Genomic DNA, 15,954 nt, shown 5'->3' with positions numbered 1-15,954 from the left:
AGGAGCGCCCTTCCTGTCAGGACTCCTGACAGGAAGGGCGCTTCTCGTCGGTGGGCCGGTCAGGCCGGCTGGAGGTCCGTGCTGGGCTCGGGGCTGCGGCGGAAGCCGCGGTAGCCCTCGCGGGCCACCTCGTCGCACTCCCGGCGGTAGCGGCGCAGGCCACCGGCGTAGGGCATGAACACCCGCGGCTTGCCCTCGATCTCCGCGCCCAGGTAGTACGACGCGGCCTCCATGTAGAGGGTCGGGGCGGCTGCGGCGTTGACGCGGTCGACCCAGGCGCGCTCGGCCTCCTCGGTAGCCTCGATGACCGGGGTGCCCGCGGCCTCGGAGTCCACCAGCAGGGCCGAGACCCAGTCGACGTGCTGCTCGATGGAGACCATCACGTTGCCCAGCAGGGACGGCGACCCGGGCCCGGCGATGACGAACATGTTCGGGAAGCCGGCGGTCATCAGGCCCAGGTAGGTCAGCGGTCCGCCGGCCCAGTGCTCCTGAAGCGTGACGCCGTCCCGGCCGGTGATGGTCGGCTTGAGCAGCGAGCCGGTCATCGCGTCGAAGCCCGTGGCGAAGACGATGACGTCGAGGTCGTACGCGGCGTCCGTCGTCTCCAGCGTGGTGGCCGTCGCCCGGGTCAGCGGCGCCGCGGCGATGTCGACCAGGGTGACGTTCTCCCGGTTGAACGTCTCGTAGTAGCCGGTGTCCACGCACGGCCGCTTGGCGCCGTAGGGGTAGGTGTGCGGCGACAGCTTCTCGGCCAGCGCCGGGTCGGTGACGCGCTCGGCGATCTTGCCGCGGATGAAGTCCGACGCCGTCCGGTTGGCCTCGTGGCTGATGAGCAGGTCGTTGTAGGCCAGCAGGAACCCGAAGCCGGCGGAGTGCCACTGCTCCTCGTAGTGCTGCTCGCGGGTGGCGTCGTCGTCGTCCAGGGCGCCGCGGCGGGTGACCGGCACCGACAGCCCGGTGGGGCTGTTGCGCAGCATCTCCCGGCGCTCGGGCAGCGAGAGCTTCAGCGCCGCCCGCTCGGCGTCGGTGAGCACCTGGTGGTGGGCCGGCACGCTGAAGGCGGGGGTGCGCTGGAAGACCACCAGCTCCGCCACCTCGGGGGCGATGCGCGGGATGACCTGGATGCCGGAGGACCCGGTGCCGATCACGCCGACCCGCTTGCCGGCCAGGTCCACGGGCTCGCGCGGCCAGTCGGCGGTGTGCAGCACCTGGCCGGTGAAGTCCTCGATGCCCTCGACCTGGGGCCGCTTGACCGCCGACAGGCAGCCGGTGGCCATCACCAGGTAGCGGCCACGGGCGGTGGTGCCGTCCTCGCAGGTCACGTCCCAGTGGGCGGTGTCGTCGTCCCAGGTGGCGGTGGCGACGCGGGCCCCGGTGGTGACGTCGCGACGCAGGTCGAACCGGTCGGCGACGTGGTGCACGTAGCGGAGGATCTCCGGCTGCGTGGCGTAGCGCTCGGACCAGTTCCACTCCTCGTCCAGCTCGGGGGAGAAGGTGTAGCTGTAGTCGGTGGAGTCCACGTCGCAGCGGGCACCGGGGTAGCGGTTCCAGTACCAGACGCCGCCGACGTCGTCGCCGGCCTCCAGGACCCGCACGCTCATCCCGCGTTCGTCGCGCAGCTCGCGGAGCATGGCGAGGCCGGCGAACCCGGCGCCGACCACCACGACGTCGACGTCGTGGTGGGTCTGGGTGCTGCTCATGGGGTGCTCCCGTCGTCTGCTCCGTTGGTGCACCGCCGACGGTAAGGTGGCGCACGAGCAGTGTCAACGTAGGTGTTGACGCAATCGGAGACAGGTGGTCGCTGTGGACTGGTCCGGGACGCCCAACGCCGGGGTGCGCGCCCTGCTGGAGGCCTTCGCGGCCCAGGGCGTGCAGCCCTTCGACCGGATGAGCGTGCTGCAGGCCCGGGTCTCGGTGTCGGCCTCGACCCGGATCGGCGGCCCGCGCACCGAGGTGGCCGACGTCCGCGACCTGCTGGTGGAGGGTCGGCTCCCCGTGCGGGTCTACCACCCGTCGCCGGGGTCCCCGCTGCCGCTGGTCGTCTACTTCCACGGCGGTGGCTTCGTGGCCGGCGGCGTCGCGGTGGCCGACCGGGCCTGTCGCGGACTGGCCGTCGCCGCGGGGGTGGTCGTGGTGTCGGTGGAGTACCGGCTCTCCCCGGAGACGCCGTTCCCCGGGCCGCAGGAGGACTGCGTGGCCGCCGTCCGCTGGGCGGTCGCGCACGCCGCCGAGCTGGGCGCCGACCCCGACCGGCTGGTGCTGGCCGGCGACAGTGCCGGCGCGACCCTGGCCGCGAGCACCAGCCGGACGCTGCGGGACCGCGGCGGGCCGGCCGTCGTCCGCCAGCTGCTCGTCTACCCGACGCTGGCGCCACCCCGCGGGCGCACGACGCCCTCGCTGGTCGACAACGCCGCGGACTTCTCCATGACGACGGCGTCGCTGGACTGGTTCTGGGACCACCACCTCGCCGGCGCCCCGGCGACCCCGGAGGCCGCCCCGCTGCTGGCCACCGACCTGGCCGGGCTGCCGCCGACGACGCTGGTGGTGGCGGAGTTCGACCCGCTGCGCGACGAGGGCGTGGACTACGCGCACGCCCTGGAGGCCGCCGGGGTGCCGGTCACGCTGCACGCCGTCCCGGGCACGATCCACGGCTTCTGGTGGATGGCCGGCGCCCTGCCCGAGGCCGCCGAGCTCACCGCCTGGCTCGGGACGCACCTTCGCGCCGTGCTCGCCTGACCGGAGCGTTGATCAGGGTCCTGCACAGAAGTCCGTCCTCCCCCGTGAACGATCGTGGGGGAGGACGGACTTCGATCAGGGACCCTGATCAACGCTCACGGCGCGGTGGAGGCGGTCAGAGGAGCTCGAGCACGGTGGCGTTGGCCTGGCCGCCGCCCTCGCACATCGACTGCAGGCCGTAGCGGATCCCGTTGTCGCGCATGTGGAACAGCATCGTGGTCATGATGCGGGCGCCGGAGCCGCCCAGGGGGTGGCCCAGGGCGATGGCGCCGCCGAGGGGGTTGAGCAGCTTCTCGTCGCCGCCGATCTCGGCCTGCCAGGCCAGCGGGACGGGGGCGAAGGCCTCGTTGATCTCGAAGACGCCGATCTCGTCCAGCCGCAGGCCGGAGCGCTCGAGCACCTTCTTGGTCGCCGGGATGGGGGCGGTGAGCATCTTGACCGGGTCGTCGCCGGCCAGCGCGACGCTGTGCACCCGGGCGATGGGCTTCAGGCCCAGCTCGGCGGCCTTCTCGGCGGTCATCATGAGCAGCGCGGCCGAGCCGTCGGAGATCTGGCTGGCGTTGCCCGCGGAGACGACGCCGTCCTCCTTGAAGGGGGTCTTGAGCCCGGCGAGGCCCTCGACGGTGCCGCCGCGGCGGATGCCCTCGTCCTGGGTCACCCGGCCCTCAGGGGCGTCGACCGGGGCGATCTGGGCGTCGAAGCGGCCCTCGTCCTGGGCGGTGGCGGCGCGCTCGTGCGAACGGATGGCGAACTCGTCGAGCTGGGTGCGCGACAGGCCCCACTTCTCGGCGATCAGCTCCGCGCCGACGCCCTGGTTGGGGGACACGCCGTCGTAGCGGTCGCGGTAGACCTGGCCCAGCGGGTCCTGGCCCTGGGTGGAGGAGCCCATCGGCACGCGGGACATCGACTCCACACCACCGGCGACGACGACGTCGTAGTGCCCGGCGACCAGCCCGGCGGCGGCGAAGTGCACGGCCTGCTGGGAGGAGCCGCACTGGCGGTCCACGGTGGTGCCGGGGACGCTCTCGGGCCAGCCGGCGGAGAGCACCGCGTTGCGGGCGATGTCGTAGGTCTGCTCACCGACCTGGGAGACACAGCCCCAGATCACGTCGTCGACCAGCACCGGGTCGACCCCGGCGCGGGAGACGAGGGACTTCAGCACGTGGGCCGACAGCTCGGTGGGGTGGACGCCGGACAGGCCCCCGTTGCGCTTGCCGACGGGCGTGCGGACGGCCTCGACGATGACTGCGTCGCGCATGTCGCGACTCCTCTCGGTCACAGGGGCCCGGCAGCTCTGCCGGGACCGTCGTCAACACATGAGTTGACTCAGCGGCCATCGTCGCCTGCGCGGTGCTCGGACGCAAGGGCCGACGTCGACGGTCAGCCCTGACCGTAACCGCCGCGGCGGCCGGACGTCACGCGATGCAGGTCAGCCGCTGCCCGCCGTTGTAGGTGACCATGTCGGCCAGTGCGGCGGGGACGTCGATCCTGCAGCCCCGCGCGCCCCCGGCGAGCTCGGCGTGCGCCCGGTGCAGGTTGCCCACGATCCGTTCGGCGTCGCTCCACCCGGCGTACTCGCCCAGGTCGACGCTGCGGGCGGCCTCCAGGGGCGCGACCCCGGCGGCGAAGGAGTCGCGGGCGACGCCGTCGAGCCAGTGCAGGTAGCCCAGGATCTGCGTCACCAGCTCGGGGCCGGCCACCGGCCCGTGGCCGGGGACGATCGTCTGGGCCCCCAGCGGGGTGACGACCTGCTCCAGCACCTCGATCGCACCGGCCAGCGAGCCCATCACCAGGAACGGGGTGCCACCGGCGAAGAGCAGGTCGCCGGCGAACAGCGTCTTCTGCTCGGGCAGCCACACGACCGAGTCGTTGGTGGTGTGCGCCGGGGTGCCGACGTGTGTGACCTCGACCCGGCGGTCGTTGACCCAGAGGGTGACGCCGTCGGTGTAGGTGAGGAACGGCGGCTCCAGGACGACCTCGCCGATCTCGAACGGGGTCCAGAACGGCTGGTCGCCGGGGATCCCGGCGGCGAGCACGCCCTCCCGGGTGCCCTCGTGGCCGACCACGGTGGCCCCGCCGAACAGCCAGTTGCCGTGCGTGTGGTCGCCGTGGTGGTGGGTGTTCACCAGGGTGCGCACCGGCTGGTCGGTGACCGTGGCGATGGTGTCCCGGAAGGCCCGGGTGCGCTTCTCGGTGGAGCAGGTGTCCACGATCGCGGCACCGCGGCGGCCGACCAGCAGGCCGGTGTTGTTCACCCACCAGGTGCCGTCGGGCTGCACGTAGGCGAAGACGCCGTCGGCGACCTCCTGCAGCACGGGCGGGGGGAGCACGGGGTCGGTCGTCGTGGAGCTCACGGGTTCCCTCTCTGCAGGGCGGCGGTCAGGTCGGCACGAGCGGTGGCCAGGGACGGGCCGTACCAGGTGAGCAGCCGGCCGCTGACCAGCGCGGTCGCACGGCCAGGGAAGGCATCGGGCCCGTCGTCGGCGGTGAAGACGTAGGGCTCGTCGGGCAGCAGGAACAGCTCGGCGTCCACGTCGGCGGGCTCGGCCTTCGGGTAACGCTCCTCGGACACGGCGTTGACCAGGCCGAGGCGGGTCAGCATGTCGCCGGTGAAGGTGCGGGCGCCCACCCACATCCACGGGTCACGCCAGATCGGGACGGCGACGCGTGGCCCGGGGGCAGCCGGGGCGGCCCAGGCGCTGCGGGCGGTGGCCAGCCAGTCCGGGGTGCCGACGTCGAGCACCTCGGTGAACAGCCGGTCCATCGAGGTCAGCGCGCCGTCCAGGGTCTCGATCGCGGTGACCCAGACGGCGGTGCCGGCCGATCGCAGCCGTTCGACGTCCAGCTGGCGGTTCTCCTCCTGGTTGCACACCACGAGGTCCGGCTCGAGGGCGGCGATCGCTGCCCGGTCGGGGTTCTTGGTGCCGCGCACCCGGGTGACGTCGAGGTCGGCGGGGTGGGTGCACCAGTCGGTGGCCCCGACGAGCCGGTCGGGCACGGTCACCGCGAACGCCTCGGTCAGCGAGGGCACCAGGGAGACGATGCGGCGCGGCGGGCGGGGGAGGACCACGGGGGTGCCGAGGTCGTCGTCCAGGGTCCTCACGCGAAGTCCCCGGCGTCGGCCCGCAGCTCCCGGACGACGTCTACCAGCGTGCGGACCGAGTCCGCCGACAGCCCGGGGCGACGGAAGACCCCGGCGTTGAGCTCGTCGGTGGCCTTGGCCGCCACCGACCGGCCCTGCTCGGTGATCTCCACCAGCACGGCCCGGCCGTCGTCGGGGTGTGGCCGCCGCTGCACGAACCCGGCTGCCTCCAGCCGGGTCGCGGCGTTGGTGACCGAGGCGGGGTGCACCTGCAGGAGCGCCCCGGCCCGGGCCATCGGCAGCGACCCGGACCGGGTGAAGCTCAGCAGCTGCAGCAGCTCGTACCGGGCGAAGGAGAGCCCCAGCGGCCGGAGCACCTCCTCCACCCGGGCCAGCACGATCGCCTGGGCCCGCATGATCGAGGTGACCGCGGTCATCCCGTCGGCGGCGTCCTCCCACCCGTGCTCCCGCCACTGGCGCGCGGCCTCCGCCACCGGGTCGAAGGGCAGCGCCATCAGACGTTGCGGCGGTACTGCCCGCCCACCTCGAAGAACGCCTCGCTGATCTGCCCGAGCGAGCAGGTCCGCACGGCCTCCATGAGCGCGTCGAAGACGTTGCCGCCGTGCATGGCCGCGTCCTGCAGCTTCGCCAGGGCCTCGGGGGCCTCGGCGGCGTGCCGGGCGTGGAAGTCGGCGAGGCGGTCCAGCTGGGACTGCTTCTCCGACTCGGTGGCCCGGGCCAGCTCGACGGTCTGCGGCTCCTGCTGCCCGGCGTTCGGGTCCAGCCAGGTGTTGACCCCGATGATCGGCAGCGAGCCGTCGTGCTTGCGGTGCTCGTAGAGCATCGACTCGTCCTGGATGCGACCGCGCTGGTAGCCGGTCTCCATGGCGCCCAGCACCCCGCCGCGCTCGGCGATGCGGTCGAACTCGGCCAGCACGGCCTCCTCGACCAGCTCGGTCAGCTCGTCGACGACGAACGAGCCCTGCAGCGGGTTCTCGTTCATCGCCAGGCCCCACTCCCGGTCGATGATCATCTGGATGGCCAGCGCGCGGCGCACCGAGTGCGCCGAGGGGGTGGTCACGGCCTCGTCGTAGGCGTTGGTGTGCAGGGAGTTGGCGTTGTCGTAGATCGCGCACAGCGCCTGCAGCGACGTCCGGATGTCGTTGAAGTCCATCTCCTGGGCGTGCAGGGAGCGGCCCGACGTCTGCACGTGGTACTTCAGCTGCTGGGCCCGGGGGTTGGCGCCGTAGCGCTCCTTCATGGCCACCGCCCAGATCCGGCGGGCCACCCGGCCGATGACGGTGTACTCGGCGTCCATCCCGTTGGAGAAGAAGAAGCTCAGGTTGGGCGCGAAGTCGTCGATGCTCATGCCGCGGGCCAGGTAGGCCTCGACGTAGGTGAACCCGTTGGCCAGCGTGAAGGCCAGCTGGCTGATGGGGTTCGCCCCGGCCTCGGCGATGTGGTAGCCGGAGATCGAGACCGAGTAGAAGTTGCGCACCTTCTCCTGGATGAACCACTCCTGGATGTCGGCCATGCAGCGCAGCGCGAACTCGGTGGAGAAGATGCAGGTGTTCTGGCCCTGGTCCTCCTTGAGGATGTCGGCCTGCACCGTGCCGCGGACGTTGGCCAGCACCCACGCGCGGGTCTCGGCGACCTCGTCCCCGGTGGGCTCGCGGCCCTCGTCGGACCGGAAGCGGTCCAGCCGCTGGTCGATCGCGGTGTTCATGAACATGGCCAGGATCGCCGGCGCGGGGCCGTTGATGGTCATCGACACCGAGGTGCTCGGCGCGCAGAGGTCGAAGCCGTCGTAGAGCACCTTCATGTCGTCGACGGTGGCGATGGAGACACCTGAGGTGCCGACCTTGCCGTAGACGTCGGGGCGCAGCTCGGGGTCGCGGCCGTAGAGGGTCACCGAGTCGAAGGCGGTCGACAGCCGGGTGGCCTCGTTGCCCGCCGACAGCATCTGGAAGCGCTTGTTGGTGCGGAACGCGTCGCCCTCGCCGGCGAACATCCGGGCCGGGGCCTCGCCCTGCCGCTTGAACGGGAAGACGCCGGCGGTGTACGGGAAGTGGCCGGGGACGTTCTCCCGACGCAGCCAGCCGACCAGCTGGGCGTCGTCGTCGGTGCGCGGCAGGGCCACCCGGCGCACCTTGTTGCCGCTGAGGGTCTCCCGGGTCAGCGGGGTGTGGATCTCCTTGCCGCGCACGGTGTAGACCAGCTCGTCGCCGGAGTACTCCTCGACCCGGGCCGGCCACTCGTCGAGCAGGTGCTTGACCGCGGGCAGCAGCTCGCCCTCGACCGCGGCGGCCTTGGCGGCGGCGGCCTGTGCGGCCTCGCCGTCCAGCAGCTGCGCGGCGGTGGTGAGGTGCTGACGCTGGCGCACCAGGGCGGCCTGCTCGGCCGTCGTCCGGTGGTAGGCGCGCACGGTGTCGGCGACGTCGGCCAGGTACCGGGCCTTCGACGAGGGGACGACGCTGGTCAGCCCGGACGACGCCCGGACGTCGACGTGCGGCAGCACGCCCGAGCCCAGCGCCAGGCCCTTGGCGGCCAGCAGCGTCTTGAGCTCCTGGAACAGCGCGGTGACGCCGTCGTCGTTGAACCGGGCGGCGCTGGTGCCGAAGACCGGCATGGTGTCCCAGCTCTGCCCGAACGCCTCGCGGTTGCGGACCATCTGCCGGGCCACGTCGCGGCGGGCGTCCTCGGCGCCGCGGCGCTCGAACTTGTTCACCGCGACGACGTCGGCGAAGTCGAGCATGTCGATCTTCTCCAGCTGTGAGGCGGCGCCGAACTCCGGCGTCATCACGTACAGCGAGACGTCGCTGTACGGGAGGATCGCGGCATCGCCCTGGCCGATGCCCGGGGTCTCCACGATCACCAGGTCGTATCCGGCGGCCTTGACCGCGGAGATGACGTGGTCGAGGTGCTCGGGCACCTGAGCACCGGCGGTGCGGGTGGCCAGCGAGCGGAAGAACGTGGAGTTGCGGTCGCCGGTCTCCAGCGCGTTCATCCGGATCCGGTCGCCCAGCAGTGCACCGCCGCCGCGGCGACGGGACGGGTCGACGGCGAGGACGGCGATGCGGAGCTTGTCCTCCTGGTCCAGCCGGAGCCGGCGGAGCAGCTCGTCGGTCAGCGAGGACTTGCCCGAGCCGCCGGTGCCGGTGATGCCCAGGACGGGGACGTGCCGCTGCGCCGCCTCCTTCGTCACCCGCTCGGCGAGCTCGGGGGAGCGGCCGGCCTCGAGCACGGTGATCGCCCGGGCCAGGGCGGCCGGGTCGCCGGTGAGCAGCGCCTCGACGTCCGGCCCGGCACCGGCCAGGTCGACGTCGCAGGCCTCGATGAGGGTGTTGATCATCCCGGGCAGGCCGAGCTTCTGGCCGTCCTCGGGGGCGAAGATCTTCACACCGCGCTCGCGGAGGGTGGCGATCTCCTCGGGGACGATCACGCCGCCGCCCCCGCCGAACACCTGCACGTGCCCGGCGCCGTGCCGCTCCAGCTCCTCGACCAGGTAGCTGAAGTACTCGACGTGCCCGCCCTGGTAGGAGCTCAGCGCGATGCCCTGGGCGTCCTCCTCCATCGCCGCGCGGACGACGGTGGCCACGCTGCGGTCGTGCCCGAGGTGCACGACCTCGGCGCCCTGGGCCTGCAGCAGCCGCCGCATCACGTTGATCGCGGCGTCGTGGCCGTCGAACAGGCTCGCGGCGGTGACGAACCGGACCGGGTTCGCGGGGACGTGGAGGTCGGCCATGGGGGCTCCAGACGGCGACGGTGCCGGGGTGCGGCGCGGAGGTGCTTGGACGTCCACGTAACCTACGCCGGAAGTACTTGGACGTCCACGCATCGTCGTCGTGACACCGTGGGGTCCCGTCGAGCAGGAGGAGTTGGGGATGCAGCGCATCGCAGTCATCGGTGGCGGCACCATGGGGGCCGGCATCGCCGAGGTCAGCGCCCGGGCGGGCTGCGACGTCGTCGTGGTCGAGGCCGACGAGGCCGGCGCCGAGCGGTTCCGGGCCCGGATGGAGAAGTCGCTGCAGCGCGCGGCGACCTCGGGCCGGATCTCCCAGGAGGACGCCGACGCCGCGTTCGCCCGGGTCGACGTCGCCACCTCGCTGCAGGCCGTCGTGCACTCCGAGCTGGTCATCGAGGCCGCGCCGGAGATCGAGGAGCTCAAGCTCGACCTGTTCCGCAAGCTCGACGAGATCCTCCCGCCGGACGCGATCCTGGCCTCGAACACCTCCTCCATCCCGCTGGTGAAGATGGCCAGCGTCACCAAGCGGCCGGACAAGGTCGTCGGGGTGCACTTCTTCAACCCCGCGCCCGTGCTGCCGCTGGTGGAGATCGTGGCCAGCCTGCTGACCAGCGACGAGACGCTCGCGACGGTCACCGACTTCGCCGAGACCCAGCTGGGCAAGACCACGATCCGCTCCAAGGACCGGGCCGGGTTCATCGTGAACGCCCTGCTCATCCCCTACGTGCTGAGCGCGATCCGGATGATGGAGTCCGGCTTCGCCTCCGCCGAGGACATCGACGCCGGCATGGTGCAGGGCTGCGCCCACCCGCAGGGCCCCCTCGCCCTGGCCGACCTGATCGGGCTGGACACCACCGCGGCCGTCGCGCAGTCGATGTACGCGGAGTTCAAGGAGCCGCTGTACGCCCCGCCGCCGCTGCTGCTGCGGATGGTCGACGCGGGTCTGCTCGGCCGGAAGACCGGCCGGGGCTTCTTCCCCTACGCGAAGTAGTGACCGACGACGTCCGGATCGGCCTGCAGGGCGCCGTCGGGCGGATCACCCTCACCCGACCGCGGGCGATCAACGCCCTGACCCACCCGATGATCGCCGCGGTCGACGCCGCGCTCGCCGCCTGGGCGCAGGACGACGCCGTCGAGTGCGTGCTCGTCGACAGCGAGGGCGACCGCGGGTTCTGCGCCGGCGGCGACGTCAAGGCGATCCGGGAGTCCGCGCTCGGGGACGGTGTGGCCGCCCGGGCCCTGTGGCGTGACGAGTACCGGATGAACGCCCGGATCGGCGCCTACCCCAAGCCGGTGGTGACCCTGCTGCCCGGGATCGTGCTGGGCGGCGGGGTCGGGCTGGGCTGCCACGCCTCGCTGCGGGTGGTGACGTCGTCGTCCCGGCTGGGGATGCCGGAGGTGACCATCGGGCTGGTGCCCGACGTCGGCGGCACCCACCTGCTGGCGCACGCCCCGGGCGAGCTGGGCACCCACCTGGCGCTCACCGGGACCTCGGCCGGGCCGGCCGACGCGATCGCCTGCGGGCTGGCCGACGTGTGCGTCTCCTCCCTCGACGGCCTGGACGCGCCGACCACGTGGGCCTCCCTGGAGTCGGCCGTCCGGGCCGCGGCGGTCGACCCGGGACCACCCGAGCTCGACCGCGGCTGGATCGACGCCTGCTACGCCGGGGACGACGCCGCCGTGGTCGTCGAGCGGCTGCTGGCCTCCGACGTGCCCGCCGCCCGGGAGGCCGGGGAGCTGATCGGCACCAAGAGCCCGACCGCGGTCGCCGTCACCCTCGCCGCGGTGCGCTCGGCGGCGACCATGACCCTGCCCGAGGCGCTGGTGCAGGAGTACCGGATCTCCTCGGCGAGCCTGGGTCGGCCCGACGTCGCCGAGGGCATCCGGGCCCAGGTGGTGGAGAAGACCCGCGACCCGCACTGGCGGCCCGCGAGCCTGGCCGGGGTGGACCCGGGCGAGGTGGCCCGCCACCTCGCGCCCCGGGCCGACGACCTGGAGCTCTGAGTCGGTGCCCACCGCCGTCCTGGTGCACGGGGGCTTCCACGGCGGCTGGTGCTGGCAGCGGGTCGCCGCCCCGCTGCGCGCCGCGGGCTGGACGGTGCACGCGCCGAGCCTGTCCGGGGCCGGTGAGCACGCCCACCTGCTCACCGCGGCGACGACGCTGGCCGACCGGGTGACCGCCGTGGTCCGGCTGGTCGAGCTGGAGGACCTCCGCGACGTCGTCCTGGTCGGGCACAGCGCCGGCGGGATGGTCACCACCGGGGTGGCCGACCGGCTCCCCGACCGGGTGCGGCACCTGCTGTACCTGGACGCGGTGGTCCCGCTGCCGGGCCAGTCGCACCTGGACGTCCTCGACCAGGGCGAGCCCGACGACGTCGTCGCCCGGCGCCGGGCCCGCCGCGCGCAGCCGGGCTTCCCCGGGGAGCGCTGGCGGCTGACCCCCGACCGCTCCCGGGCCGCCGACCTGGGCGTCGAGGACCCGGCCGACCGGGCCTGGGTGGACGCCCGGCTGACCGACGACTCCCTCGCGGTCTGGGCCGAGCCCCTGGCGTTCGGGCCCTCGGCGGCGCCGCGCACCTACGTGCGGGCGACCCGCTGGGCGCAGCCCTTCGCCGACCACCTGCTGGCCCGGGCCGCCGCGGACCCGGCCTGGCGCACCGTCTCCCTCGACGTCGGGCACGACCTGATGGTCACCGCGCCCGACGCCGTCGTGGAGTTGGTCCGCGCGGTGGGCTGACGCTCAGCCCCCGCCGCCACCCCCACCGCCGCCGAGCATCCAGCTGTTCCGGTCCACCGCGCCGCGGGCATCGGTGGCCGGCGGGTCGTCCCCGTCGGCGTACCAGCCGTCCCGACGCCGGCGCAGCGCCCTGACCAGCAGGCCCGCCGACAGAGCACCCACCGCGAGCAGTGCGATCTCCATGGCCGCACGGTAGGGCAGCGGGAGGCGTAGCGTCGCGCGATCGTGTCCCCCGATCCCGTCCTGGCCGCCGAGCGGGCCCACCTCGAGCACGCCGCCGCCTGCCTGCAGGTGATGCACGCGGCCACCCGCGCGACCGCCGACGCCGGGGTCGACGCCTGGGCGTCGGAGCGGCTGGGCGCCGCCCGCGTGCAGCGGCTGCGCTCCCTGGCCGCCGACCCGGGCGCGCCCCCGTTCTTCGGCCGCACCGACTCCGGCGTCGAGTCCTTCCACGTCGGCCGGCGGCACGTGCGCGACGTCGCCGGTGACCCGGTGGTCATCGACTGGCGGGCGCCGATGAGCCGGCCGTTCTACCAGGCCAGTGCCGCCGACCCGCAGGGTCTGGAGCGCCGTCGCCGGTTCGGGTTCAGCGAGGGCCTGCTCACCTCCTACGAGGACGAGTCGCTGGCCGCCGACGACGGTCCCTCGGACCTGCTGCGGCAGGAGGTCGAGCGGCCGCGCTCCGGTCCGATGCGCGACATCGTGGCCACCATCCAGCCCGACCAGGACGACGTCGTCCGCGCCCCGCTGGCCGAGTCGATCTGCGTGCAGGGCGCCCCGGGCACCGGCAAGACCGCCGTGGGGCTGCACCGTGCGGCCTACCTGCTCTACACACACGGCGCCCAGCTGGGTCGCACCGGCGTCCTGGTCGTCGGCCCCAACCGGGCGTTCCTGCGCTACATCGAGCAGGTGCTGCCCACCCTCGGCGAGGTCGAGGTGGAGCAGGCCACGGTCGCCGACCTGGTCGACCGGGTGCCGGTGCGTGCGGTCGACGCCCCCGCCGTCGCCGTCCTGAAGGGCGACGAGCGGATGGCCGAGGTGCTGCGCCGGGCGCTGTGGCGCGGGGTGGTGAAGCCGACGGAGTCCATCCAGGTGACGCTCACCGGCCGCCGGTACCGGATCGAGGTGGACCGGCTCAAGCGGCACGTGGACGACCTGCGCCGCTCGGGCTCGGGCACCGGGGACGTCGTGCACTACGCCGCCGGCCGGGAACGACTGGCCCTGACCCTGGCCGAGGACGCCCGCCGGCAGAAGGAGGCGGCCGGCGGCAGCCCCACCGACGCCGAGACCCGGACGGCGGCCCGGTCACCCGAGGTGCGGGCGTTCTGCGACGCGCACTGGCCCCCGGTCGACCCCGCGGGGCTGGTCGCCCGGGTGCTGTCGGACCCCGACCTGCTCGCCCGGGCCGGCCGGGGGGTGCTGGAGGACGCCGAGCAGGCGCTGCTCCTGCGGCCGGCGGCCCGCTCGGTGCGCGCCTCCCGCTGGACCGAGGCCGACGCGGTGCTGGTCGACGAGGTCGCCGGGCTGCTGGAGCGGACGGCGGGTCACGGGCACGTGGTCGTCGACGAGGCGCAGGACCTGTCCCCGATGCAGTGCCGGGCCATCGCGCGCCGGCTGGGCGCCGGGTCGCTGACCGTGCTGGGTGACCTGGCCCAGGCGACCAGCCCGTGGGCGGTCGCCGACTGGTCGCAGACGCTGGCCGCGCTGGGCCGCCCGGACACCGTCGTCCGGCCGCTGACCCGCGGGTACCGGGTGCCCGGGGAGGTGCTGGCGTTCGCCAACCGGTTGCTGCCGACCATCGCGCCCGGTCTGCCGCCGGCGACCGCGGTGCGCTCGGACCCCGGTGCGCTGCAGGTGCGCCGGGTGACCGCGCTGGCCGAGCCGCTGGTGGAGGTCGTGACGGAGCTGTCCGGCACGGCGGGCTCGACCGGGGTGGTCTGCGCGGACGCCGACGTGCCGGCGCTGGTCGCCCTGCTGGCCGCCGGTGGACTCGACGCGCCGGCGCTCACCGACGACGCCGAGGCCGCCCGGGTCGCCGTCGTCCCCGCGTCGCTGGTGAAGGGCCTGGAGTTCGACCACGTCGTGGTCGTCGAGCCCGCCGCCATCGTCGCCGCCGAGCCGCGCGGGCTGCACCGGCTCTACGTCGCCCTGACCCGGGCGGTCAGCAGTCTCGTCGTCCTGCACCGGGGGGAGCTCCCGGCGGCGCTGGCCGTGCGGTGAGCAGGTCCTCCACCCGGGCCAGCCGGGCCAGCAGCTCGGCGACGTCGGCCTTGGTGGCGCCCTGCTCGTCGTCCTTGAGCGTCAGCAGGAGCTGGCCGCCGGGTTCGAGCTCGGCGTGGTCGACCTGGGCGACGTCGTCGCCGTTCTGCACCCGGACGGCGTGCTCGAGCTCGGTGCGCTGCAGCCCCAGCCGGCGCAGCGCCCCGGGCAGCACCCGACCGTCCCGGATCACCGTGGTCGGGGTGCCCTCGAACAGCCGCTGGGCCAGCGGGCTGACCACCACCAGCCGGTTGACCAGCGCGTTCACCGCGACCAGGGTGACCGCGCCGATCGCCCCGCCGGTCACCGAGTCGTCGTTGCCGATGACCGCGTTCTGCACGACGTTGCCCAGCATGAACACCACGATCACGTCGAAGGTGTTCATCGAGGCCAGCCCGCGCTTGCCGGTGAGCCGGAACAGCACCACCAGCAGCGCGTAGACCAGCACGGTGCGCAGCACCTTCTCGGTCCACGGCAGCTGCTGGACGAACAGGTCGTGCCACATGGGAGGTCCTCCGCGGTCTGGGGTGGTCTCTAGGCTGCGCCCCATGGCCCACTCCCTGCGCGAGGTGCTCCGCGCGCCGTCCTCCCCCGTGGTGCTGGCCGACATCGACCCGCACGGCAAGCCGTCAGCCCCCGGGGACAAGGACGAGACCAAGGACCAGATGACCCTGGACGGCCAGGCGCTGTCCGGGCTGCAGGAGCGGCTCTACGCCGAGGGCGTCTCCGGCGGGCAGCGGCGGGTGCTGCTGGTCCTGCAGGGCATGGACACCAGCGGCAAGGGCGGGGTGATCAAGTCCGTGGCGGGGGCGGTGAACCCGCAGGGCGTGTCGATCACCAGCTTCAAGAAGCCCACGCCCACCGAGCTGCGGCACTCGTTCCTCTGGCGGGTGCGCCGGGCCGTGCCCGCGCCCGGGATGATCGGGGTCTTCGACCGGTCGCACTACGAGGACGTGCTCATCGGGAAGGTGCGTGAGCTGGTCACCCCCGAGGTGGTCGAGCGCCGCTACCGGGAGATCGTCCGCTTCGAGGACCAGCTCACCGCCGCCGGCGTCACCATCGTGAAGTGCTTCCTGCACGTGTCGAAGTGGGAGCAGAAGCAGCGGCTGCTGGCCCGCCTCGACGACTCGACGAAGCGCTGGAAGTTCAACCCCGGCGACATCGACGAGCGCCAGCTGTGGGAGCCCTACCAGCGGGCCTACGAGACCGTGCTGGAGCGCACCAGCACCGACGCCAACCCCTGGTACGTCGTCCCCAGCGACCGCAAGTGGTACCGCAACTGGGCCGTCGGCCGGCTGCTGCTGGAGGCCACCACCGACCTCGCGCCGCGCTTCCCGCCCGGGGACTACGACGTCGACGCCCAGCGCGACCGGCTGATCGACGAGGCCGACTGAG

Annotated in this window: 14 protein-coding genes; 6 read left to right on the top strand and 8 right to left on the bottom strand. The window is 73.5% G+C overall.

Annotated features, from left to right (window positions below; translation table 11 throughout):
- Nucleotides 1-59 precede the first annotated feature (59 nt).
- On the bottom strand, nt 60-1,700 hold the full coding sequence (locus F1C76_07640; protein QNG36477.1) for an NAD(P)/FAD-dependent oxidoreductase: 1,641 nt from the start codon (nt 1,698-1,700) through the stop codon (nt 60-62).
- 103 nt (nt 1,701-1,803) lie between these two features.
- Between F1C76_07640 and F1C76_07635 the strand changes: the two genes are divergently transcribed.
- The gene (locus F1C76_07635) at nt 1,804-2,736 is read left to right on the top strand and encodes an alpha/beta hydrolase (protein QNG36476.1); all 933 of its coding nucleotides are present in this window, start codon (nt 1,804-1,806) and stop codon (nt 2,734-2,736) included.
- A 115-nt stretch (nt 2,737-2,851) separates the two neighbouring features.
- On the opposite strand, the gene F1C76_07630 is transcribed toward F1C76_07635, so the two are convergent.
- The 5 genes from F1C76_07630 to F1C76_07610 all read right to left on the bottom strand — a co-directional run bounded on the left by F1C76_07630 (nt 2,852) and on the right by F1C76_07610 (nt 9,563).
- Entirely contained in the window at nt 2,852-3,994 is a 1,143-nt protein-coding gene (locus F1C76_07630) for a thiolase family protein (protein ID QNG36475.1), read from the bottom strand.
- A gap of 157 nt (nt 3,995-4,151) precedes the next feature.
- Nucleotides 4,152-5,090 (bottom strand): MBL fold metallo-hydrolase, encoded by a 939-nt coding sequence (locus F1C76_07625; protein QNG36474.1) that lies wholly within the window; start codon nt 5,088-5,090, stop codon nt 4,152-4,154.
- The gene (locus tag F1C76_07620) at nt 5,087-5,830 is read right to left on the bottom strand and encodes a cobalamin-binding protein (protein QNG39086.1); all 744 of its coding nucleotides are present in this window, start codon (nt 5,828-5,830) and stop codon (nt 5,087-5,089) included. The genes F1C76_07625 and F1C76_07620 overlap by 4 nt, the downstream gene beginning before the upstream one ends.
- 5 nt (nt 5,831-5,835) lie before the next feature.
- The gene (locus F1C76_07615; GenBank protein ID QNG36473.1) at nt 5,836-6,333 is read right to left on the bottom strand and encodes a MarR family transcriptional regulator; all 498 of its coding nucleotides are present in this window, start codon (nt 6,331-6,333) and stop codon (nt 5,836-5,838) included.
- Entirely contained in the window at nt 6,333-9,563 is a 3,231-nt protein-coding gene (locus F1C76_07610) for a methylmalonyl-CoA mutase (GenBank protein ID QNG36472.1), read from the bottom strand. Before F1C76_07610 ends, F1C76_07615 begins: the two co-directional genes overlap by 1 nt.
- A 133-nt stretch (nt 9,564-9,696) precedes the next feature.
- On the opposite strand from F1C76_07610, the gene F1C76_07605 reads away from it, so the two are divergent.
- Genes F1C76_07605 through F1C76_07595 form a run of 3 tightly spaced genes read left to right on the top strand, consistent with a single transcriptional unit; the run spans nt 9,697 to nt 12,300 of the window.
- Nucleotides 9,697-10,554 carry a 3-hydroxybutyryl-CoA dehydrogenase gene (locus F1C76_07605; protein ID QNG39085.1) on the top strand — a complete coding sequence of 286 codons (858 nt, stop codon included), beginning with the start codon at nt 9,697-9,699 and terminating at the stop codon, nt 10,552-10,554.
- Nucleotides 10,554-11,567 carry an enoyl-CoA hydratase/isomerase family protein gene (locus F1C76_07600; GenBank protein ID QNG36471.1) on the top strand — a complete coding sequence of 338 codons (1,014 nt, stop codon included), beginning with the start codon at nt 10,554-10,556 and terminating at the stop codon, nt 11,565-11,567. The genes F1C76_07605 and F1C76_07600 overlap by 1 nt, the downstream gene beginning before the upstream one ends.
- A gap of 4 nt (nt 11,568-11,571) precedes the next feature.
- The gene (locus F1C76_07595) at nt 11,572-12,300 is read left to right on the top strand and encodes an alpha/beta fold hydrolase (protein QNG36470.1); all 729 of its coding nucleotides are present in this window, start codon (nt 11,572-11,574) and stop codon (nt 12,298-12,300) included.
- Between the two features lie 3 nt (nt 12,301-12,303).
- On the opposite strand, the gene F1C76_07590 is transcribed toward F1C76_07595, so the two are convergent.
- Nucleotides 12,304-12,483 carry a hypothetical protein gene (locus F1C76_07590; protein ID QNG36469.1) on the bottom strand — a complete coding sequence of 60 codons (180 nt, stop codon included), beginning with the start codon at nt 12,481-12,483 and terminating at the stop codon, nt 12,304-12,306.
- 111 nt (nt 12,484-12,594) lie between these two features.
- Here F1C76_07590 and F1C76_07585 point away from each other — a divergent pair, with 111 nt between their 5' ends.
- Nucleotides 12,595-14,520, top strand: a complete 1,926-nt coding sequence (locus tag F1C76_07585; GenBank protein ID QNG39084.1) for an AAA family ATPase — start codon at nt 12,595-12,597, stop codon at nt 14,518-14,520.
- Here F1C76_07585 and F1C76_07580 read toward each other — a convergent pair.
- Entirely contained in the window at nt 14,462-15,064 is a 603-nt protein-coding gene (locus F1C76_07580) for a DUF421 domain-containing protein (GenBank protein ID QNG36468.1), read from the bottom strand. The two genes, F1C76_07585 and F1C76_07580, sit on opposite strands and share 59 nt — an antisense overlap.
- Nucleotides 15,065-15,107: 43 nt before the next feature.
- Between F1C76_07580 and F1C76_07575 the strand changes: the two genes are divergently transcribed.
- A complete protein-coding gene (locus F1C76_07575; GenBank protein ID QNG36467.1) occupies nt 15,108-15,953 on the top strand; it encodes a polyphosphate kinase 2 family protein in 846 nt (281 codons plus the stop codon).
- Nucleotide 15,954 lies beyond the last annotated feature (1 nt).

Source organism: Geodermatophilaceae bacterium NBWT11 (genome assembly GCA_014218215.1).
GTDB lineage: Bacteria > Actinomycetota > Actinomycetes > Mycobacteriales > Geodermatophilaceae > Klenkia.
Note: the sequence above shows the minus strand (reverse complement) of the source record. Positions and strands in the feature narration are given on the sequence as shown.